At 65.3% G+C, this 19,804-nt stretch carries 19 protein-coding genes and 1 tRNA gene; 14 read left to right on the plus strand and 6 right to left on the minus strand.

Features of this window, described 5'->3' with window-relative positions; translation table 11 throughout:
* Nucleotides 1-26: 26 nt before the first annotated feature.
* The 7 genes from M2332_RS07445 (at nucleotide 27) to M2332_RS07475 (ending at nucleotide 5,725) form a co-directional block, all read left to right on the plus strand.
* Nucleotides 27-1,244 (plus strand): MFS transporter, encoded by a 1,218-nt coding sequence (locus M2332_RS07445; protein ID WP_264573554.1) that lies wholly within the window; start codon nucleotides 27-29, stop codon nucleotides 1,242-1,244.
* Nucleotides 1,245-1,331: 87 nt separating this feature from the next.
* Nucleotides 1,332-1,814: a UPF0262 family protein gene (locus M2332_RS07450; RefSeq protein ID WP_181560564.1), complete on the plus strand. Its 483-nt coding sequence runs from the start codon at nucleotides 1,332-1,334 to the stop codon at nucleotides 1,812-1,814.
* An 18-nt stretch (nucleotides 1,815-1,832) separates the two neighbouring features.
* Complete coding sequence (locus M2332_RS07455) at nucleotides 1,833-2,570, plus strand: GH25 family lysozyme (protein WP_264573555.1); 738 nt, start codon at nucleotides 1,833-1,835, stop codon at nucleotides 2,568-2,570.
* Nucleotides 2,567-3,046: a cytidine deaminase gene (locus tag M2332_RS07460; protein ID WP_264573556.1), complete on the plus strand. Its 480-nt coding sequence runs from the start codon at nucleotides 2,567-2,569 to the stop codon at nucleotides 3,044-3,046. The genes M2332_RS07455 and M2332_RS07460 overlap by 4 nt, the downstream gene beginning before the upstream one ends.
* Nucleotides 3,047-3,103: 57 nt before the next feature.
* A complete protein-coding gene (gene dcd, locus M2332_RS07465; RefSeq protein ID WP_181560566.1) occupies nucleotides 3,104-3,658 on the plus strand; it encodes a dCTP deaminase in 555 nt (184 codons plus the stop codon).
* 85 nt (nucleotides 3,659-3,743) lie between these two features.
* Nucleotides 3,744-4,523: a metallophosphoesterase family protein gene (locus M2332_RS07470; protein ID WP_264573557.1), complete on the plus strand. Its 780-nt coding sequence runs from the start codon at nucleotides 3,744-3,746 to the stop codon at nucleotides 4,521-4,523.
* A 371-nt stretch (nucleotides 4,524-4,894) separates the two neighbouring features.
* Nucleotides 4,895-5,725 (plus strand): 23S rRNA (adenine(2030)-N(6))-methyltransferase RlmJ, encoded by an 831-nt coding sequence (locus M2332_RS07475; protein ID WP_264573558.1) that lies wholly within the window; start codon nucleotides 4,895-4,897, stop codon nucleotides 5,723-5,725.
* Nucleotides 5,726-6,115: 390 nt separating this feature from the next.
* Here M2332_RS07475 and ctrA read toward each other — a convergent pair whose 3' ends face one another.
* On the minus strand, nucleotides 6,116-6,829 hold the full coding sequence (gene ctrA / locus M2332_RS07480; RefSeq protein ID WP_181560569.1) for a response regulator transcription factor CtrA: 714 nt from the start codon (nucleotides 6,827-6,829) through the stop codon (nucleotides 6,116-6,118).
* Between the two features lie 335 nt (nucleotides 6,830-7,164).
* Here ctrA and M2332_RS07485 point away from each other — a divergent pair, with 335 nt between their 5' ends.
* Entirely contained in the window at nucleotides 7,165-7,848 is a 684-nt protein-coding gene (locus M2332_RS07485) for an RluA family pseudouridine synthase (protein ID WP_264574917.1), read from the plus strand.
* Between the two features lie 9 nt (nucleotides 7,849-7,857).
* Here M2332_RS07485 and M2332_RS07490 read toward each other — a convergent pair whose 3' ends face one another.
* Nucleotides 7,858-8,622 carry a queuosine precursor transporter gene (locus tag M2332_RS07490; protein ID WP_413714709.1) on the minus strand — a complete coding sequence of 255 codons (765 nt, stop codon included), beginning with the start codon at nucleotides 8,620-8,622 and terminating at the stop codon, nucleotides 7,858-7,860.
* Nucleotides 8,623-8,754: 132 nt separating this feature from the next.
* On the opposite strand from M2332_RS07490, the gene M2332_RS07495 reads away from it, so the two are divergent.
* Nucleotides 8,755-8,831 (plus strand) — tRNA-Arg (locus M2332_RS07495).
* A 33-nt stretch (nucleotides 8,832-8,864) separates the two neighbouring features.
* Here M2332_RS07495 and M2332_RS16615 read toward each other — a convergent pair.
* The 3 genes from M2332_RS16615 to M2332_RS07510 form a co-directional block, all read right to left on the minus strand.
* Complete coding sequence (locus M2332_RS16615) at nucleotides 8,865-9,965, minus strand: GGDEF domain-containing protein (RefSeq protein WP_319801480.1); 1,101 nt, start codon at nucleotides 9,963-9,965, stop codon at nucleotides 8,865-8,867.
* A gap of 123 nt (nucleotides 9,966-10,088) precedes the next feature.
* Entirely contained in the window at nucleotides 10,089-11,147 is a 1,059-nt protein-coding gene (locus tag M2332_RS07505; protein WP_264573559.1) for a TauD/TfdA family dioxygenase, read from the minus strand.
* Nucleotides 11,148-11,168: 21 nt separating this feature from the next.
* On the minus strand, nucleotides 11,169-12,647 hold the full coding sequence (locus M2332_RS07510; RefSeq protein ID WP_264573560.1) for an FAD-dependent oxidoreductase: 1,479 nt from the start codon (nucleotides 12,645-12,647) through the stop codon (nucleotides 11,169-11,171).
* A 144-nt stretch (nucleotides 12,648-12,791) separates the two neighbouring features.
* Here M2332_RS07510 and M2332_RS07515 point away from each other — a divergent pair, with 144 nt between their 5' ends.
* Nucleotides 12,792-14,177 carry an MFS transporter gene (locus tag M2332_RS07515; protein ID WP_264573561.1) on the plus strand — a complete coding sequence of 462 codons (1,386 nt, stop codon included), beginning with the start codon at nucleotides 12,792-12,794 and terminating at the stop codon, nucleotides 14,175-14,177.
* Nucleotides 14,178-14,313: 136 nt separating this feature from the next.
* Here M2332_RS07515 and pgi read toward each other — a convergent pair whose 3' ends face one another.
* Nucleotides 14,314-15,828: a glucose-6-phosphate isomerase gene (gene pgi, locus M2332_RS07520; RefSeq protein ID WP_264573562.1), complete on the minus strand. Its 1,515-nt coding sequence runs from the start codon at nucleotides 15,826-15,828 to the stop codon at nucleotides 14,314-14,316.
* Nucleotides 15,829-15,999: 171 nt separating this feature from the next.
* Between pgi and lepB the strand changes: the two genes are divergently transcribed.
* The 4 genes from lepB to M2332_RS07540 all read left to right on the plus strand — a co-directional run bounded on the left by lepB (nucleotide 16,000) and on the right by M2332_RS07540 (nucleotide 19,707).
* Nucleotides 16,000-16,818 (plus strand): signal peptidase I, encoded by an 819-nt coding sequence (lepB, locus tag M2332_RS07525; protein WP_181560576.1) that lies wholly within the window; start codon nucleotides 16,000-16,002, stop codon nucleotides 16,816-16,818.
* Nucleotides 16,815-17,486 carry a ribonuclease III gene (gene rnc / locus M2332_RS07530; RefSeq protein WP_264573563.1) on the plus strand — a complete coding sequence of 224 codons (672 nt, stop codon included), beginning with the start codon at nucleotides 16,815-16,817 and terminating at the stop codon, nucleotides 17,484-17,486. The genes lepB and rnc overlap by 4 nt, the downstream gene beginning before the upstream one ends.
* A 51-nt stretch (nucleotides 17,487-17,537) precedes the next feature.
* Entirely contained in the window at nucleotides 17,538-18,452 is a 915-nt protein-coding gene (gene era, locus M2332_RS07535) for a GTPase Era (protein WP_264571252.1), read from the plus strand.
* Between the two features lie 223 nt (nucleotides 18,453-18,675).
* Entirely contained in the window at nucleotides 18,676-19,707 is a 1,032-nt protein-coding gene (locus tag M2332_RS07540) for a helix-turn-helix transcriptional regulator (RefSeq protein WP_264573564.1), read from the plus strand.
* Nucleotides 19,708-19,804 lie beyond the last annotated feature (97 nt).

A 19,804-nucleotide genomic window follows, 5' to 3' on the forward strand; every position in this document is an offset into this window, starting at 1 on the left:
GCGCAGCAGACAAGGGACCAACGGCTATGAGCGGCGGCACCTTTTCTCCCTTGCGCCACCGGACCTTCCTGCTGATCCTGCTCGGCAGCCTGTTCTCGCACTTCGGCAATGCCATCCAGTCCGTGGGCGCCGCCTGGCAACTCACCATCACCGGCCAGCCGGCTGACGTCATCGCCCTCGTCCAGAGCGCGACCAATCTGCCGATCATGCTACTGGCCCTGCCGGCCGGCGCGTGGGCAGACATGTTCGACAAGCGACTGGTGATGCTGGGCGCGCAGACCGGCATGGTCTCGCTTTCCGTCCTGCTGGCGGCGCTCGCCTTTGTTGGCACGACACCGCCGGGGCTGCTCATCGGCCTCACCGCCCTTCTCGCCTGCGGCGTGGCCTGCTTCAACCCGGCGCTGGCCTCCTCCATCGGCAGCATCGTGCCGCGCAACGAACTGGCCGCGGGCGTCGCGCTCAACATCCTCGCCTTCAACATCGCGCGCAGCCTTGGCCCGGCCATCGGCGGCGGCATCGTCGCGCTGGGCGGCGCGAAGGCCGCCTTCGTCGTCAATGCCCTCTCCTATCTGATGGTTATTGTCATTCTGCTGCGCTGGCGCACCGCGCCGCCAGCGCCGGCCACAAGGCGCCCCCTGCTGACGGTGATCGGCGAAGGCTTCCGCTTCGCGCTCGGCTCCCCGGCGATCCGCACCGTGCTGGTCCGCGCGATCAGCTTCACGCTCGCCGGCAGCGCCGCCTGGGCGCTGATGCCACTGGTCGCAACACAAATGCTCGGCCAGGGATCGATGACCTTCGGCCTGCTGCTCGGCGCACTCGGCCTTGGGGCCGTGATCGGCGCGGCGAGCAGCACATGGTTCCGCCAGCGCTTCTCCAGCGAGGCGATCATCCGGGGCGCCGGCCTGCTTTATGGCGCGGTATGCGTGTGCGTCGCGCTCGGCATCGGGCTGGTCCCCACGCTCGTGCTGCTTGTGCTGGGCGGTGCCGGCTGGGTGCAGGCGCTCTCCGGCTTTGCCGTCGCCGGCCAGATGTGGTCGCCCGCCCCGCTTATCGGGCGCATTACCGCCATGGTGAGCAGCCTCACCTTCGGCGGGATCGCGCTGGGGAGCTGGCTGTGGGGCCATGTGGCGCAGGCCCATGGCGTTGCCAGCGCGCTGCTGTTCTCCGGTCTGGCGATGCTGGTTCTGCCGTTCATCGGCCTGATCTGGCCGATGCCCCGGCACGAGGGCGCCAAGCCCGCCTGAGGCTCTGCGTCCGCGGGGCCTGCCCGCCTCTCCTCTGCCCCACGCTCTTGCCGCCGCTGGCCCACGCGCCTAGGGAAGCAAGGGACCATGGCCGATCCCCGCATCATCGACATCGTGCTCGACGAGAAGACGATATTGTGGCGCAGCGCGGATGTGGAGCAGGAACGACGGATCGCGATCTTCGACCTGCTGGAAGACAATCATTTCGCGCCGGTGCGCCAGCATGAGGACGGCTATGCCGGCCCTTACCGGGTGTTTCTGCGCGTGGCGGACGGGCGGCTGGTGATCGAACTGCGGCGCACGGACGACAGCGCGCTGGAAGCGATCATCCTCGGCCTCGCCAGCCTGCGGCGCGCGATCCGGGACTATTTCGCGATTACGGAGAGCTATTATCAGGCGATCCGGCAAGCGACGCCGAGCCAGATCGAAACCGTCGACATGGCCCGGCGCGCTGTCCACAACGATGCCGCCGAACTGCTGCGCGGGCGGCTGGAGGGGAAGATCGACGTGGATTTCGATACCGCGCGGCGGCTGTTCACGCTGATCTGCGTGCTGCATATCCGCGCATAACAGGACTGACGAAACGACATGAGCACCACAAAGGCCAAGCGCATGACCAGCGCTCCGGGCGCCCGGCGCCGGCGGATCAAGGTGACGCCGCTGCGCCTCTTCATGCTGCTACTGGTGATCGGCGGCGGACTGGTGGCGGGCCTCTTCATGCTCGCCCGCAGCTGGACGCCCTCTGCCAAATATTTCCCCGTGCAAGGCATCACGCTGAGCGCCCAGAGCGGCGCGATCAACTGGCGGATGGCCCGCGCGGCAGGTGCCGACTTCGTCTATCTGCGCGCCACCGATGGCGCGCGCGGGCGGGACAGCGCCTTTAATGATTATCTCGCCGGCGCGGTCGCCAACGACATGCGCCACGGCGCCATCCATCGTTATGATCTGTGCAGCAGCGCCTCGGCGCAGGCCACGCGGTTCATCGCCACCGTCCCGCGCGACCCACAGATGCTGCCGCCGGTGGTGGAAATGGACTTCGACCTGCCCTGCACGGCGCGGCCCAACCGCGATACGCTGCTCGCCGAGCTGAACACCTTCCTCAACCAGATCGAAACCCACGCCGCCAAGCCCGCCGTGATCCGCACCAGCCGCGAATTCGAGGCGGCCTACGACGTGGCCGGTGGCATCAACCGCACCTTGTGGGTGGACGGCGACTTCTTCGTGCCCGATTACACCACGCGTCCCTGGACGATGTGGACCGCCTCCACCTGGAAGCGGATCAACGGCATCGAGGGGCCGATCGAATGGAATGCGGTGCGGCAATGAGCGAAAAAGCGACCCGACAAGACCCGACGACGCCAACCCCGGACGAGCGCGCGCTGATCGACGCTGCCCGCGGCGCCATGGCGCAGGCCCATGCGCCCTATAGCCGCTTTGCGGTCGGCGCGGCTTTGCGGCTGACCGACGGGACGATCCTCACCGGCGCCAATTTCGAGAATGCGAGCTACGGCCTGTCGCTCTGCGCCGAGACCGTGGCCATCGCTGCCGCCAATGCGCAGGGGCAGCTACGGGATATCGCGGCCATCGCGGTGACGGGCGGCGCGATGGACGGCGGGGATGGCGGCATCATCACGCCCTGCGGTCGCTGCCGGCAGATCATCAAGGAAGCGCAGGATATGGGCGGACGCCCGCTCGCGATCCTGTGCGCCACGCCCGATGGCGCCGCCGTGCTGCGCCTCACGCTCGACGCGTTGCTGCCGCACGCCTTCGGCCCGGCCAATCTCGGCATCGGCCCGGGCTGATCCCCACCATATCATCGCCTCTGGCATTCGGCGCGGCGAGCGATTAGCAACGCCCCCATGGCCATACTCTCCGACAAATGGATTCGCCGTCAGGCGCAGGAAAACGGCATGATCGAGCCGTTCGTGGAAAGCCAGCGGCGCGAGGGCTGCATCAGCTATGGCCTCTCCTCTTATGGCTATGACGCGCGGGTGGCCGAGGATTTCAAGATCTTCACCAATGTCGACAGCGCCGTGGTGGACCCCAAGGACTTCGCCGCCAACAGCTTCGTCGACCGCAAGACGGACGTGTGCATCATCCCGCCCAACAGCTTCGCGCTGGCGCGGACCGTGGAATATTTCCGCATTCCGCGCGATGTGCTGGTGATCTGCCTCGGCAAATCCACTTATGCGCGCTGCGGCATCATCGTGAACGTAACGCCGCTGGAGCCAGGTTGGGAAGGCCATGTGACGCTGGAATTTTCCAACACCACGCCGCTGCCCGCCAAGATCTACGCCAATGAAGGCGCCTGCCAGTTCCTGTTCCTGGAAGGCAATGAGCCGTGCGAGACGAGCTATGCCGACCGCGCCGGCAAATATATGGGCCAGCGCGGCGTGACACTGCCCAAGCTCTAACCGTGCTGGCATGTCGCCGGAAAGCTTTTGCTAAGCACGATTGCGCTGGCCGGATCGCTCCCGCTCGCTTTATATGGAGAGGCACATGTTTGGCCTCTTCAAATCAAAGTCAAAGCCTGAACCTCTGACCCATGCCCCAGACCTGGGCGAGGGCCGCCGCGTCTATGCGATCGGCGACATTCATGGCCGGCTGGATTTGCTGCTCGAACTCATCGATCTGATCGCGGCCGACGACCATAGCCGAGGCCCGACCGGCAGCACGCAACTGGTGTTCCTGGGCGATTATGTCGATCGCGGGCAGGACAGCAGGGGCGTGATCGACTATGTGCTGCAACTTCGCGACTGGTGGCCAAACATCCTCTGCCTGCGCGGCAATCATGAGGAAGTATTCGCAATGGCAGTGGAAGGCGATGAAAGCGCGCTACGCTTCCTCACCCGCATCGGCGGACGCGAGACGCTCCTCTCCTATGGCGCGAGCGAGACCGATCTCGATACGATGACGCTGGGGGAACTGCGCGACTGGCTGACGAGCGCCGTGCCGGATACGCATCGCGCCTTCCTCGCCGGCCTGACGGACAAGGCGATCATCGGCAACTACGCCTTCGTCCACGCCGGCGTCCGGCCCGAAGTGCCGCTGGACGAGCAGGACGAAAAGGACCTGCGCTGGATCCGCGAGGAATTCCTGTTCTACGACGAACCGCACGATTATTTCATCGTCCATGGCCACTCGATCACCGAGGCGGTTGAGCAGCGCGAGAACCGGATGGGAATCGACACCGGCGCGTACAAGTCCGGCGTGCTGACGGCTGCGGGGCTTGAGGGCACGGAGCGGTGGTTTCTCTCCACCGGTAAATCGGGGGACTAGGTCGGCTCCGTCAGGCACTACGCAGACATTGTGATGAGTGCAGCCGGACTGCCCTCGCTTCCCGTCACCTACGGCTCCCCACCGCTCCGTTCGTGTCGAGCGAAGTCGAGACACGGTTGGCACAGGCCTCGCGTGTCTCGACTTCAGCCAAAGGCTGAAATTCATCCCGAGCGCTCGCCTGCGGACAGTCGAAGGGCTCGGCACGAACGGCGCGTCTGTTCTGAGCACATGATGCGATCACGCCGAGGGCCATCGCCACGGGGTTGAGGCCGCGCGCAACTGCTTTAAAGGCTTCCGCTCACGCTCTACGAGCGCCTTGTCGGTCGCCGCGCCCGCCCGCCCGGCCGCGCGTGTCAGGAATTTGAATCACCATGAATTATCGCCATTCCTTCCATGCCGGCAACAGCGCCGATGTCGTGAAGCACAGCCTGCTGATCGCCCTCGTGCGGGCCTTGCAGCAAAAGCCGGGCGCCCTGACCCTGATCGATACCCATGCCGGCTGCGGGCTGTACGACCTTGGCAGCGAGCAGGCCCAACGCACTGGCGAGGCTGTGCACGGCGTGCTGCGCGCCTTTGCCGATCCGAACCCCTTGCTGAGCGACTATCGCGCCGCCGTGCAGGCGGTGAACGTCGGGGCCGAGCCGCGGCTCTACCCAGGATCGCCGCAAATTCTGGCGCAGCTTCTGCGCCCGCAGGATTTGCTGATCCTCAACGAAAAGCATCCCGAAGACGCCTATGCCCTGCGCGGTGTAATGCGCGGCACGTCCGCCGCCGTGCACGAGCGCGATGCCTATGAGCTTTGGCTGGCGATGGTGCCGCCCCGCACCGCGCGCGGCGTAGTTGTGGTCGACCCGCCCTATGAGCAAACGGACGAACGCGCCCGCATCACCGCCACCCTCGCCGCCGCTCACCGCAAATGGGCGCATGGCGTGACGGTGATCTGGTACCCGCTCAAAGACCGCGCCACGCATCAGCGGTGGAGCGGGCAACTCCGCAAGCTCGGCATCCCGAAATTCTTGCAGGTGGATCACTGGTTGTACGATGCCGACCAGCCGGGCATCTACAACGGCGCAGGCCTTTATATCGTCAACCCGCCCTACGCCTTCACGCAGGCGCTTCCGCCTCTGCTGGACGCCTTGCGAGCCGTCTTGGCGCCCGAGGGGCACAGGGGCGAGATCACGGCCGATTGGTTGAGCGAGTAGGGCAGAATCTCATCGGGGGCGGTAGTGGGCCGATCCTTCGATACGCTGCTTCGACAGGCTCAGCAGCTACTCAGGACGAACGGAGGATTGTCCGGATGTCGTTTTCGGCCGCAGATGACGCGGCGGCTATTCCATCGGAGACTGCATCTGCCTGGGGGTGCGCCAGGCCAAATCGAGGTGCTTGTTTGCCCTGGGCTCCTGCCTTCACAGGAGCACGGGGTGGTTTTTGATGGTCGGGCGTGTCCGGTATAAGGGGCCTATAGGCCGCCCGCGTGCGGCTGGGTTTCTGCACCCCTATCGCGCGTCCACAGGTTCCGGCGAGGCCCACGCAGCAAAGGCCGACGGATCGCTCCGCCGGCCTTCGCCATAAATCCAGTTCGCAGCGTGACGTCAGGCGACCTGCGCCGTCTCCAGTTCGTCGATGATCTCGTCGGGATCGCGCAGCACATAACCGCGGCCCCAGACGGTCTCGATGTAATTGTCGCCGCTGCACGCGAGGCTCAGCTTCTTGCGCAGCTTGCAGATGAACACGTCGATGATCTTGAGTTCCGGCTCATCCATGCCGCCATAGAGATGGTTGAGGAACATCTCCTTGGTGAGCGTGGTGCCCTTGCGGAGCGAGAGCAGCTCCAGCATCGCATATTCCTTGCCGGTGAGGTGGACGCGATTGCCATCCACTTCCACGGTCTTTGCATCGAGATTGACCGACAGTTTGCCGGTGCGGATGACGCTTTGCGAATGGCCCTTGGAGCGGCGGACGACGGCATGAATGCGCGCGACCAGCTCTTCCTTGTGGAACGGCTTGGTGACGTAATCGTCTGCACCGAAGCCGAAGGAGCGGACCTTGCTGTCCATCTCCGCAATGCCGGAGAGAATAAGGACCGGGGTCTGCACGCGAGATGCGCGGAGCTTCTTGAGCACGTCATAGCCGTGCATGTCCGGCAGGTTCAGGTCGAGGCAGATGATATCGTAATCATAGAGCTTACCGAGATCGAGGCCTTCTTCGCCCAGATCGGTCGTGTAGACGTTGAACCCCTCGGTGGTCAGCATCAGCTCGATAGCTTTGGCAGTCGTCGGTTCGTCTTCGATCAGCAACACGCGCATACACCAGCCCCTTTGCTCAGTTGGCCGGAGAGCGCTCTTCACTCGATCCAACCACCAGTAACTATTAACCATATGAAGAGTGAACGCAAAAGGTTAATTTTGCGTAAACTGGCCTAAAAGCACGAGTCGCGGGCCGTTTGCGTGCTTAATGGGGTGAGAATCGTTGTGGCCCCGTCCGCCGGGGGCAAGTAAATGGAGCAGATCCCTCCCTGCGTCTTCCCCCTGCCGGCGATAGCGCCTAGGGAGGCAGCATGTCCTTCACTTATGATCCCCGGAATAGCCGCAGAGGGTCGCCTGCCGGCGATCTGTCCCCCCTTACCGACCGGGTGATCTTCATGGATGGCGAGGCCATCGTGCTGGACAAGCCGGCGGGCCTGCCCGTCGACCGCCCGCGCGACGGCGCGCTGAGCCTGGAAAATCATCTCGACAGCCTGACCTTCGGCTTTCAGCGCTGGCCGGTGGCGGTGCATCGGCTGGATCGGGATACCAGCGGCTGCCTGCTGCTCGCTCGCAATCCCAAAGCCGCCAAGCGCTTCACCCAGGCGTTCGAGGCGCGCGAGGTGGAAAAGGTCTATCTTGCCGTGCTGGACGGCGTGCCGGCGGAGCGCGAAGGCGTGATCGACCTGCCGCTGGGCAAGACCAGCACGCGCGAGGATGGCTGGCGGATGCAGCCGGACCCGAAGGGCAAGCCGGCCGTGACACGCTGGCGCCTGCTGGAAGCGCGCGATGGCCGCGCCCTCGTGCAGTTCCGCCCCGAAACCGGGCGCACGCACCAGTTGCGCGCCCATGCCCTGCACGGCCTTGGCCTCGGTATATTGGGCGACCGTTATTACCCCTCTGCTACACCCGGCGCGCCATGGGATGGCCGGATGCTGCTGCACGCGGTCAGCCTCAAGCTGCCCCGCCCAGGCAAGCCGCCCGTCGAGGCCGAAGCCTTGCCACCGGCCCCGTTTGCAGCGGCGGGCTTCCCGGATGCCGAGGCGCTTAACCGGGATGCGCCCTCACCGGCCGAGGGCTAACGGGGCTGGTCAGACCTGCGCCTTGAACGGCGTGAAGTCAGTCTGCTCATCATAGACGTCCAGCCCTTCGCGCCGCTTGAAGAAATTGACGGCGAGGTAGGTGACCGGCGTCAGCACCGCTTCCCAGCCTACTTTCAGCGCCCAGTTGGTGACCATCACGGTCAGCACCTGATCGGTGGACCACAGGCCATAAAAGGCCAGCGGATAGAAGAGCAGGCTGTCGACACCCTGCCCGACGATGGTCGAGCCGATAGTGCGGGTCCACAGATGCTTGCCTTTGGTCAGCAGCTTCATCTTGGCGAGCACGAAGCTGTTGGTCAGCTCACCGGCCCAAAAGGCGAAGATCGAGGCGAAGACAATCCGCGGCACCTGGCCGAAGACCGACTCATAGGCTGCCTGCCCGTCCCAGCCGTCCGCCGGGGGCAGCGAGACGACCACCCAGCTCATCAGGGCCATGAACAGCATCGCGGCGAAGCCGGCCCAGATGCAGCGCCGGGCGCGGGCGTATCCATAGACTTCCGTCAGCACATCGCCCAGCACATAGCCTAAAGGAAAGAACAGGATGCCGGCACCGAAGGTGAAGCCCCACAGGCTCGCCAGCTTGGCGGCGCCGATGACGTTGGAGAGCAGCAGCACCGCGACGAAGGCGGCCATCACGAAATCATAATATTGCAGCCTGTGCCCGGCGAGTGCGCTGGCATCGACATGAGCGATCGAATGGGGAGCGATCGAGGGCGGAGTCGCGGCGGACGCGGCGTCAGAGGGAGCAGCCATGGCGCGGGACTATGCCGCGCGATATCGCGCCCTGCAATCGATCTTGCAGCCTCCTGCTCCCACGCAAAACCGCGCGCGGCATCGCTTTGCCATTGCCAGACGCCCGGCGATGCGGTTAGCGGATCGTTCCGTGGCCCCGTAGCTCAGCCGGATAGAGCATTCGCCTTCTAAGCGAATGGTCGCAGGTTCGAATCCTGCCGGGGTCGCCACTCCCTCCTCGGCGCGGGCCAAGGCCGCGGAAACTACGCCCGCGCCGCCTGTGCCTGAGCGCGCCGTCGCTTGGCGGCATAGAGCGCCTCGTCCGCCTCGCGCATCAGCACCTCCATGTGGCTCTCCTCGGCGCGCGCGGTCGCGGTGCCGATGCAGGTGGAGATGCGGATGCGGTTGCCCTCGATGACGAAGGGCTGCGCGATGGCGCGGACGACGCGATCGGACAGCAGCGTAGCATCCTCCGGCTTATCGAGGCCGAACTGAACGATGACGAACTCGTCGCCGCCCAGCCGCGCCACGATATCCTCGCTGCGGATGGCACTGCTCAGTCGCTTGGCGACCATCTGCAGCAGCGTATCGCCGGCGGCATGGCCGTGGGTGTCGTTCACCGGCTTGAACCCGTCGAGATCGAGATAATGAACGGCCACGATCCCCTTTCCCCGCTTGAGGACCACGGCCTCATCGAACCGCTCGCGCAAGGCGAGGCGATTGGCGAGGTTGGTCAAAGGATCGCGCCGGGCCAATGACCCCGAGGTCAGCCGCTTGCTGATCCCCGTCACGGCAGACTCATGCCGCGTCGCGAGACTCTGCGCGCCGGCATAGAGGAAGGCCAGAATGGAGGCGCCGGTGGCGATCGACATGGCGTCGGCACGGATAAAGGCGGCCAGAGCGGTGGGGAGGCTGGCCGCCAGCATGCCCGGCACGGCAACGGGGGGGCGCAGGCCCGACCCGGCGGCGAGGCCGGCACAGAAGCCGACGACCAGACACACCATCAATGGCTGCCCGTCCGACTTCTGCAGGATGACAAGCCCGCTGAACAGGCCAAGCGCGAGGGCAAAGCTGAGCTGGGGTATGAGGAACATGAGCTCGAGCTGTCTGGCCCGGACCGGGTGAAGATCGCTGGCGAGCGCCTGTCCGCGCAAACGCAGCGTGACGATGATCCGCACCCCCATCGCCAGCACCCCGGCCACGCCGAGCGTCAGCGTGAGCCGGTCCCGCGTCTCGTTCACAATGAGGGCGACGCTGAGGGTAAAGGCGACCGCCATGATGGCAGACGGCGTCACATTGACGAACAGGCTGCGCACCAGTTCGACATACACCTTGTCTGCGAGCAGCACCTGCCGGTTGATCATGGCCCTCTTCCCTGCCCCTTTGTACCAGCAAAACACACGGGCGCCGAGAATGTTCGCCGGGAGCCGGAAAAGACGGGAAATGCCAAGACGGCGCAGTGGTTCCCTACGCGCGGAGTTGGCGCGTTATCCGCGGATCAAGGTTCCGGCGGCCCGCAGGCTTTCATCGCTATTGACGAGCATCGACCAGCCCTGCGCATGCTGCTGCTCCAGCAGGCGACCGATCTCGCGATAGCCCTGCGCGAGCGGGTAGCGCTCATGCGCCTCCAGCCAGAGCCGCAGCAGCAGCCGCTCGCGACCGGGCGTGTTGGTAAAGCCGGTGCGCGAGTGCATCACCCGGAAATTGTGCCAGAAGATCATCTCGCCCGGCTGCAAGGTGAAGGATACCTTCAACTCCGGCCGCGCCGCCATGCGCATCAGGACGCGCAACGCCTCCACGAAACGCTCCGGCACCGGCTCGCCCCTGATCTGCGCGGCTTGCACGATGAAGAGCACATAATTGTAGATGCCGATATGCCCGTCGATCACGGAGAAGCTGGGCACCTTGTAATCGGTGACGCTCTCCAGGCTGGTCGGGTAATAATAGCCCTCCTCCAGCACTGCCAGGACGTCCGGCCGCTCTGCCTGGATCGCCGCATAGACGGCGGCAGCACTGACCAGCCCGCTCACCCCGCCCTCCGGCGAGGTGACGACGGAAGCCAGGCTGAGGATCTCGTGATAATCGGTGTGCGGCCCGAGCTCAGTATCGTTAAGATAGCCGCGCCGTTCGGGATTCGGCTCCTTGCGCACCAGCCCGATGCGATCGTGGCGCGCGCTCTGCTCCACGGCACGGCCCAGATGCGTGCCAAGACCGAAGTGCAGGCGCTGGAACGCCTCCAGATCGTAACGCGCGATGTCGATCCCGCTCAGCAACACGGCGCCGCGCCCGGCCATCAGGTCGTAGTTCACCGCTGCCATCAGGCTCGCGATCGCCGGCGCGCCGAAATCCTCCCGCGTAACGGATGTTGGCGCGCGGCCCTGCGTGGCGCGAACGGCAGCGTCCAGCGCGTCGAGCTGCGCCGGTCCCAGCCGCCGGGTCAGGCCCTCGGCACCCCCGCCGAGCGTGCCGGTCCATGCGCCGGAAGGCTTGCCGAGACGGGTCAGTTCGCTCGGCTCGGGGCGGGATAGGGTCGCGCTGTCAGTCATCAATACTCTCAATTCACGGGATTATTCCGCCGCGGCGGCCTGTTCGGCTTCCGGCATCTTGCCTGCCTGGTCATGCAGGAACACGCCCTGCCTGCGCAACTCTGCCTGCAGGCTGGTCACATCGAGCGCGCGCGGTTGGACGCCGGCGTTCACCGACAGCGCGGCTGCAGCACCGGCGGCCTGTCCGGTCAGCCAGCATTGCGGGATCTCGCGCATGAAGCCATGGGAGTTGGCATCGCAGCTGATGTGCTTGCCGCCTGCCAGCAAGCCATCGAGCTTGCGCGGCACCAGCGCGCCATAGGGCACCGAGATCACCGGATATTTGAGGCTGACCGAGGGGCTGACCCCGACCTCGTCAGGCAGCGCAATGCCGTCCGCCCACTGGCTGCGCAGGATCTTGCCCATGCCGGCCAGACGCCTTGTGTGCCGCACGCCAAGCTGCGAGCCGCTCTGCAGCATATAGCATTGCTCGAACCCCGGCGCATGCGCGAGGAAGAACTCGCAATGCGTCTGCATGAACCGGTGCGAGCGGATCTCCAGCTCGGTCTGGTCATCCACGTCCAGCGCCGAGAGGCCGGATTGGCGCGGGCCGAGGAACAGCGCGATATCGTTGCGCCAGGAGACATAAGGCGGCTGGAAGAAGCCGAGCCGCTCACGGCCGAGCTTGGCGAACTCGGCATATTGCTCGGGCTCATTGGCCCGGAAGGCCAGCCAGCGGTCCATGTCCACACCGCCCAGCATGAAGCCGGTGTTGGCGCTGTGATGGACGTCGCCTTCCTCGATGTCGGTGTCGAACTCGGCCCCGGCCCGCGCGAAGATGTCGCCATCGCCAGTGGTGTCGACCACCACCTTGGCGCGCAGCGCCTGACGCCCGGCCTTGGATTCGAACACCACGCCCTCGACCTTGCCGTCGGCGACCATCGGCACCGCTGCCCAGCTGTGGAACACCAGCCGCACCCCGGCTGCCAGCAGCATCTCCTGGCTGATCAGCTTCAACCGCTCGGGATCGAGCGTGGGCGACCAGCAGACCGTGCCGTGGAACGCCGCAGTGCGTTGGCCCCAGTAGCTCGCCTTCTTGGGATCGCGCGAGCCCCAGTCGGCGCGCGGCGGCCCGGCGAGGCCGGCGGCGGGCAGGCGCCCGAGCACATCATTGGCAAAGCCCTGAATGACCTGCCGGCCGGTCCAGTCGGTCATCCGGTCGATCCAGATGACGAGGCCGCCGGTCGAAAGGCCGCCGAGGTGATTATAGCGCTCCATCAGCACCACATCGGCCCCGGCCTGCGCCGCCGCCCAGGCCGCCGCCGTGCCCGAAGGCCCGCCGCCGACCACCAGCACGTCGCAGCTATGATACACCGGAATCTCGCGCGCGGGCTCGACCCAGGTCCCCGTGCCATTGGCCCGCGGCAGCACCCGACCACCCGTCTCGAACACGTCAGAGGCCAGAAAACGATCCTCCGACTGGCGAACCTGACGGACCTTCGGCGTCTGCTCTTCAGCCATCTGACATTCTCTCCTCACTGATTCGCCTTGCTATAGTCAAGGCAACAAATTTTCGCTCGTGTATAGAGAGCTTGCTAATTATTAGTTCAGATGTAGCTAAACAGGTAGCGAAATGATCGCGGTCCCGGCAAAGGACGGCGAGATATGGATAATCTGCGCGAAGAGGGAGATGCCTGCGGTATGGCCAGAGCGGCAAAAACGGTTGATCTTGCGACGTTGCTCGACGGACGCAAGCTCACGCCCTTCAACTATCTGCTGATCATGCTCTCCTGGCTCGTCACGCTGTTCGACGGGCTGGACATGATGATGATGTCGTTCACCGCCCCCTATATGCAGGACGAACTGCAACTGACCGACATCGAGATCGGCAATGCCTTCTCGGCCGGCACAGTGGGCATGGTCGTCGGCGGGTTGATCTTCACTTATGTCGGCGACCGCATCGGCCGCCGCCCGACCATCATCATGTGCACCTTCGCCTTTGGCATCCTGACCTTCCTCACCGGTTTCGCGACCAATTATCCGGCCCTGCTCACCCTGCGCTTTCTCGATGGTCTGGCCATTGGCGGCGCTCTGCCGCTCGCCTGGGCGCTCAATGTCGAATTCGTGCCGCCCAAGCTGCGTGCCACGGTGATCGCCTTCATCATGATGGGCTTCAGCCTCGGCAGCGCGGCCGCCGCCCCGCTCACCAACATGATCGCGCCGTTCCATGGCTGGGAAGGCGTGTATTTCGCCGGCGGCATCGGCTCGGTCGTCTGCGCGCTCGCCATCGCGATTTTCCTGCCGGAATCCCCGCGCTTCCTGGCCAGCAAGGGCATCAAGCCCGAGCTGATCGTCGCGACCATCAAGCGGCTGGACAAGAGCATCGACGTGCAGGCGGACGACCAGTTCATTCTGGCCGACGAAGGCAAGCACAAGCGCAACTTCCGCTTCAGCGACCTGTTCGTTGGCAATCTGCGCCTGCTCACACCGATCATTTGGATCGGCTATGGCGCCAGCGCCCTCGGCATCTTCTTCAAGTCCGCCTTCGGCCCGCTGGTGCTGGAGCGGATGGACGTCGCGCGGGAAACCGCCGCCAACGTCTCGGCCATCGGCGCGCTGCTCGGCGCTGTTGCCGGCGTGGTCATCATGCGCTTCTCCGCCCGCTATGGCCTCAAATTCGCGGCTGCCTGCACGCTCCTTATCGTGCCCATGGCCGTGGGCATCGGCATGGAGTGGATTCCGCGCGCGATGCTGCTGCCGACCATCGTGGTGCAGAGCATGCTGGTCGGTGGCTGCCATGCGGCGATCATCAGCCAGCTCGCGCTTTATTATCCGAGCGCGATCCGGGCGAGCGCCGGCGGCTGGGCATCGGCGGTTGGCAAGATCGGCGGCATCGTCGGCCCGCTGATCGGCGGTGCGATCCTTGCGAGCGGCATCCCCGCCGTACGCACCTATGCGCTCGCGGCGATCTGCCCCTTCATCCTCTTCCTCTCGATCCTGGTGATCAACATGCTGCTCAAGCGGCCGGAACGTCCGGCGGCTGCGGCATAAGGACGATGACTTAGCCAGATCCTCCCCGCTTGCGGGGAGGGGGACCGCCGAAGACGGTGGAGGGGGTCTCGCCCGCCCCCTCCGTCAGCGCTGCGCGCTGCCACCTCCCCACATATGGGGAGGATTTGAGGCGCGCTTAGCCGAGTGCGCGCTCTATGAGCGCCATGGTCGAAGGGTCGAACCCCTGCGCGCCGTTCTGTTCGATGGACTTGGCGATCTCCTTGCCGAGTTCCACCCCGAACTGGTCGAAGCTGTTGATCTCCATCAGCACGCCATTGGCGAAAGTGCGGTGCTCATAGAAGGCGATCAGCGCGCCCAGCGTGTGCGGGCTCAGCTCATCAATGAGGATCGTCGTTGAGGGGCGGTTGCCCGGATAGGCCCGGGCCGGATCGGCAGCATTCTCGCGACCCTGCATCAGCGCGGCGCCCTGCGCGAAGCAATTGACCAGCAGGGTCTGGTGATGGGCAGGATCGAGCGTGTCGCCCGGTTCGGTCACCGCGACGAACTCCACCGGCACGACATGCGTGCCCTGATGGAGAAGCTGGAAGACCGCGTGCTGCGCATCCGTGCCGACACCGCCCCAGGTGATCGCAGACGTGGGGCCATCGACCGGGCTGCCATCCGCCTTCACCGACTTGCCGTTGCTCTCCATCTCCAGCTGCTGGAGATAGGAGGGCAACAGCCGCAGCCGCTGATCATAAGCGAAGACGGCGCGGGTCTGGCAGGCCATGACGCGGGCATAGAACAGGTCGACAAAGGCAGCGCGCAGCGGGGCATTATCGCGGGCGTCGGCGTGGCGGAAATGCCGGTCCATCGCCGCAGCACCCTCCAGCAGCGCCTCATAGGCATCCCAGCCCAGCGCCAGCGCGGCCGGGAAGCCGATAGAAGACCAAAGCGAATAGCGCCCGCCCACGCTTTCGGAAAAGCCGAGGATGCGCGTTTCGTCCACGCCCCATTCGATCGCCTTGTCCGGCGCTGCCGTCAGCGCAATCACCTGGCCGTAGGGATCGTCCACCCCGGCCTGCGTCATCCACGCGATCGCGCTGGCGGCATTGAGCATCGTCTCGGTGGTGGTGAACGTCTTGGAGGCGATGACGAGCAGGGTGAAGGCCGGATCGAACCGGGCCATCGCATCCTCCAGCGCCACGCCATCGACATTGGAGACGATGGCGACATCATAGCGGTCGGCATGACGAGCAAGCGCATCGACCAGCAGATCCGGCCCCAACGCCGATCCGCCGATGCCGACGTGCAGGATGTGGCGGATCTCGCCGAGCGCGCCGGCCTCAATGGCGTCGATCAGCGTGCGCATCCGCACCTTATGCTCGCGTGCTGCGGCCACGCTGTCCGGGTTGCCCTCGCCCCGCTCGGCGGTGTGCTCGACAGCGCGACCTTCGGTCACATTGATGACCTCGCCGGCGAACATCGCCGCGCGCTTGCCGTTAAAATCAACTGCCTGTGCCAGCGCCTCGAAGGCCGAGAGCGTCGTCTCGGTGAGGTGCGTCTTGGAGAAATCGAAGCGCAGGCCAGCCTCCTCGACCACATGGCCCGCCAGCCGATCCGCCTCGTCGCGGAACAGGCTGCGCAGATCGGGAATCGGCGCCGCCTTGATGTCGGTCCAGCAAGCGGTGATGCGATCAGGGTCGGTCATGGTGCGTAAGCGCTCCGGTCTGGCGTTGCTTCATTAAGGGGCGGCATATCCAATGCGCAGGCCTATTGCACGTGCGAAGCGCGCCACAATGCTTGACGCCGCCACCCCCGCCCCGCAAAGACACTATATTCCCCGTCATCGCGACGAAACTGTCTGGAAAGCTGCCTTTCGATGTCCCACAAATCCGAGACACGGGATTTCCTGTGGTTCCTCGTCAAGCTTGTGGTGATCGTGGTGGCGATCCGCTCGCTGCTGATCGCGCCGTTCAATATTCCCTCCGAATCCATGCAGCCGCGCCTGCTGATCGGCGACTATCTGCTCGTCTCCAAATGGTCCTACGGCTATTCGCGCTACAGCTTCCCCTTCCAGCCCGCTTTGTTCGAGGGGCGGGTGATGGGCAAGGTGCCCGAGCGCGGAGACGTGGTGGTGTTCGCTTCGCCAGGCAATCCCAAGGAAGACTGGATCAAGCGCGTCATCGGCCTGCCGGGCGATACCATCCAGATGCAGGACGGCGTCGTCTATCTGAACGGCAAGGCCATTCCCAAGCGGCGAATCGATGATCTGGTGATCCCGGTGACCGCCAACATGCTGCAGGCAGCCAATACCGAGCGCAGCCCCTCGCCCTGTTTCATCGAGGAATTCGAGTTCACGGATGCCAAGGGCGAGGCGTTTTGCCGCTACCCGCGCTATCGCGAGACGCTGCCGAACGGAAAAAGCTACGAAGTGCTGGACCTTATCGACGGTCCGGCGGACAATAGCGCCGTCTCTGTTGTACCGGAGGGCCACGTCTTCGTCATGGGCGACAATCGCGACCGCAGTGCCGACAGCCGCATTCCCGTCGACGCCCGGGGCGTCGGGCCGTTGCCGATCGACCATCTGATCGGGAGGGCGCTGGTCAGCTTCTTCTCCACCGACGGTTCCGCCAATCTGCTCCTGCCCTGGACATGGTTCACCGCCGCCCGGCCTGAACGCATCGGCGAAGGCTTTTGAGCACGGCCGATCTCGACGCCTGGCTCGCCGACCTTATCGGTCAGGCGCCGGGGCAGCGGGCGCTCTATGAGCAGGCGCTGACCCATGGCAGCGCGAGCGCGACCCATTATGAGCGGCTGGAGTTTCTGGGCGACCGGGTGCTGGGGCTGGTGATGGCCGATTGGCTCTACGTCCGCTTTCCCGCCGAGAAGGAAGGCCAGCTCTCCCGCCGGTTCAATCAGCTGGTGACCGGCACTAGCTGCGCGCAGGTTGCTCGCGAGATTGGCGTGCGCACGCATCTGCGCCTCGGCAAGCAGGCGCGCGACGACGGGGCGGTCGAGAGCGACAATGTGCTCGGCGATGTCGTGGAAGCGCTGATCGGCGCCATGTATCTGGACATCGGCATGGATGCCGCGCGGGCATTCATCCACCGCATGTGGGAGCCGATGCTCGAGGGACAGGCCAGCGCGCCCAAGCACCCCAAATCCGCGCTGCAGGAATGGGCGGCCGCCCATAACCGCCAGCCGCCGCATTATGAGCTGCTGGAGCGCAGCGGGCCGCAACATGCCCTGCGCTTCACCATCTCGGTGTCCATCCGCAATGCGGGTGAGGCGCAGGGCGAGGGCCATTCCAAGCAGGAGGCCGAGACGGCCGCCGCCATTGCCCTGCTCGCCAAGCTCAAGGCATGATCCGCACCCCCTTTTCAGCCAGCGCGCGCCATGCGCCCGACGGAGTGACCAGTGACCTCAACGCCATCGCCTGACCATCAACGCTGCGGCGTCGTCGCGGTCGTGGGGGCTCCGAATGCGGGCAAGTCCACGCTGACCAATGCCTTGGTCGGCCAGAAGATCGCGATCACCAGCCCCAAGGCGCAGACCACCCGCACGCGGGTAATGGGCATCGCCATAGAGGGGCCCGCGCAGATCATCCTCGTCGACACGCCGGGCATCTTCCAGCCGGACAGGCGGCTCGACCGCGCCATGGTGCAGGCCGCGTGGGGCGGCGCGCAGGATGCCGACCTGATCGCGCTCATCGTCGATGGCCGCGCCGGCCTTGGGCCCAAGATGGAGCCGATCCTCGATGGCCTCGCCCAGCGGCGCGAAACAAAATGGCTGATCGTCAACAAGGTGGACATCGCCGCCAAGGACAAGCTGCTCACGCTGACCCAGCGCCTGCACGAGCGGGTGGATTTCGCTGAGACCTTCTTCGTGAGCGCCACCACCGCGGACGGGCTGGTCGACCTCAAGGCCGCCATGGCCGCCGCCGTGCCGGAAGGGCCGTGGCATTTCCCCGAAGATCAGGTTTCGGATGCCACAGACCGCCTGCTCGCCTCCGAAATCACGCGCGAGCAGCTCTATCACCAGCTCCACGACGAACTGCCCTATCAAAGCGCGGTCGAGACCGAGCAGTATAAGGAGCGCGCCGACGGGTCGGTAGAGATCCACCAGCAGATCCTCGTCGCGCGGGCAACGCAGCGCGGCATCATTCTCGGCAAGGGCGGGCAGCGGCTGAAGGAGATCGGCAGCAAGGCCCGGGCCGAACTGTCGAGCCTGCTGGGCGTGCCCGTCCACCTCTACCTGCATGTGAAGGTGAAGGAAGGCTGGGACGAGGACCGCCACGTTTATCGTGACATCGGTCTCGACTGGGTGGACTGACCCCATCCCTCGCGCAATCCCGGATTGGATCAATCCGCTCCTCGCGTCGAAACCAGTGGTTGACGCCACGACCCTGCTTTTTCATGGAGCTTAGGTCGCTACCGAACGCCGGGAGGCTCGGTCGCGGGGGTGGGAGGATTGATCGCTTTTGGGAAGAGCGCTGCCCAGTCTGACCGAAGCTATCCTGAGTGCGCCTCTCACCGAGGGCGGCTGGGAGGACGCCTTGCGTGCGCTCGCCAGAGAGACGCGGTCCTTGTCCGGCCAGTTGCTCGGGATCGGGTCGCCAACCACGCTGGCCTTCAACCTCCTCACTGATCCGGTGAACGAGCGTCTCTGCCGCCAGTTTGACAGCGAGGTTGCCAATTATTCCCATGGGAACTGGCGGGTCGCCGCTGCCAGCGGTCCGCTCGATGTGCGCCACGAATATCATTATGATGCCATCAAGGCCGCGCAGAACACCGACATCTATGACGACTTCACGCATGACGCCAACATGCCACATGGCTGCCAGGTCGTGCTCGTCAATGACGGGCAGGTGATGGTTGGACTGGCCGTTCTGCGCACCTATCAGGATGGGCGCACCACCGAGGCCGATCGCGCCGTTTTCACGCAGGCCGCGCCGCTGATGCAGTCCGCCGTCCGGATGCAGCGCACGCTGGAAGGCGAAGGCGCGAAGCTGCTCGCCGGATCGCTGGACACGATGAACACCGCCGCCTTCGTGTGCGACGGGCTGGGCCGGGTGTGCGCCACCACCCGCGCCGGCGAGGTGCTGCTCCGCGCCGAAGATCTGATCATGCTGCGCGACGAGCGGTTGACCGCCCCCAACAGCGCCGAAGCGCGCGAGCTGCGGTTGCAGATCGGCGCGATGCTGCAGGCAGGCGACGTGGCGCTGCCGAGTTGCGGGGTGTGGCTGGGCCAGCAGCGCCCCATCGCCCAGCGCCGCCTGTGCGAGATCTTCCGCCTGCCGGCCAAACCCGCCGCGCTCGGCTTCGAGCCGCGGCTGCTCGTCACTGTACGCGCGGCTGGCAACATTGGCGCGATGGAGCGCCAGGCATTGCAACGCATGATGGGCCTGACGCGGGCCGAGACCGAGATCGCCATGCTGCTGGCCGAAGGCACCTCCCGCGAAATGATCGCCCTGCAGCGCAGCACGAGCCTTGGCACCGTCAACATCCAGATCAAGCGCCTGTTCGAGAAGACGGGCACCAATCGGGAAGCCGAGCTGGTCGCGCTGATCAATCGCCTGCTCCGCTGAGCCGCTTTTCGGACTTTATCAACGTCAACCATCGCGCATGGCTTGACCGGCGGGGGACAAGCGGGCAGCAGCGGCAGCACGAGACTTTTCGAGAGGA

Origin of the sequence: Sphingobium sp. B11D3A (assembly GCF_025961695.1) — a bacterium.
Taxonomy (GTDB): Bacteria; Pseudomonadota; Alphaproteobacteria; order Sphingomonadales; family Sphingomonadaceae; genus Sphingobium.

What these genes read in the sequence shown, in the direction of transcription:
- M2332_RS07445 (WP_264573554.1), top strand. Translation starts at nt 27, where the DNA reads ATGAGCGGCGGCACCTTTTCTCCCTTGCGCCACCGGACCTTCCTGCTG.
- M2332_RS07450 (WP_181560564.1), top strand. Translation starts at nt 1,332, where the DNA reads ATGGCCGATCCCCGCATCATCGACATCGTGCTCGACGAGAAGACGATA.
- M2332_RS07455 (WP_264573555.1), top strand. Translation starts at nt 1,833, where the DNA reads ATGAGCACCACAAAGGCCAAGCGCATGACCAGCGCTCCGGGCGCCCGG.
- M2332_RS07460 (WP_264573556.1), top strand. Translation starts at nt 2,567, where the DNA reads ATGAGCGAAAAAGCGACCCGACAAGACCCGACGACGCCAACCCCGGAC.
- dcd (WP_181560566.1), top strand. Translation starts at nt 3,104, where the DNA reads ATGGCCATACTCTCCGACAAATGGATTCGCCGTCAGGCGCAGGAAAAC.
- M2332_RS07470 (WP_264573557.1), top strand. Translation starts at nt 3,744, where the DNA reads ATGTTTGGCCTCTTCAAATCAAAGTCAAAGCCTGAACCTCTGACCCAT.
- M2332_RS07475 (WP_264573558.1), top strand. Translation starts at nt 4,895, where the DNA reads ATGAATTATCGCCATTCCTTCCATGCCGGCAACAGCGCCGATGTCGTG.
- ctrA (WP_181560569.1), bottom strand. Translation starts at nt 6,829, where the DNA reads ATGCGCGTGTTGCTGATCGAAGACGAACCGACGACTGCCAAAGCTATC.
- M2332_RS07485 (WP_264574917.1), top strand. Translation starts at nt 7,165, where the DNA reads ATGGATGGCGAGGCCATCGTGCTGGACAAGCCGGCGGGCCTGCCCGTC.
- M2332_RS07490 (WP_413714709.1), bottom strand. Translation starts at nt 8,622, where the DNA reads ATGGCTGCTCCCTCTGACGCCGCGTCCGCCGCGACTCCGCCCTCGATC.
- M2332_RS16615 (WP_319801480.1), bottom strand. Translation starts at nt 9,965, where the DNA reads ATGATCAACCGGCAGGTGCTGCTCGCAGACAAGGTGTATGTCGAACTG.
- M2332_RS07505 (WP_264573559.1), bottom strand. Translation starts at nt 11,147, where the DNA reads ATGACTGACAGCGCGACCCTATCCCGCCCCGAGCCGAGCGAACTGACC.
- M2332_RS07510 (WP_264573560.1), bottom strand. Translation starts at nt 12,647, where the DNA reads ATGGCTGAAGAGCAGACGCCGAAGGTCCGTCAGGTTCGCCAGTCGGAG.
- M2332_RS07515 (WP_264573561.1), top strand. Translation starts at nt 12,792, where the DNA reads ATGGATAATCTGCGCGAAGAGGGAGATGCCTGCGGTATGGCCAGAGCG.
- pgi (WP_264573562.1), bottom strand. Translation starts at nt 15,828, where the DNA reads ATGACCGACCCTGATCGCATCACCGCTTGCTGGACCGACATCAAGGCG.
- lepB (WP_181560576.1), top strand. Translation starts at nt 16,000, where the DNA reads ATGTCCCACAAATCCGAGACACGGGATTTCCTGTGGTTCCTCGTCAAG.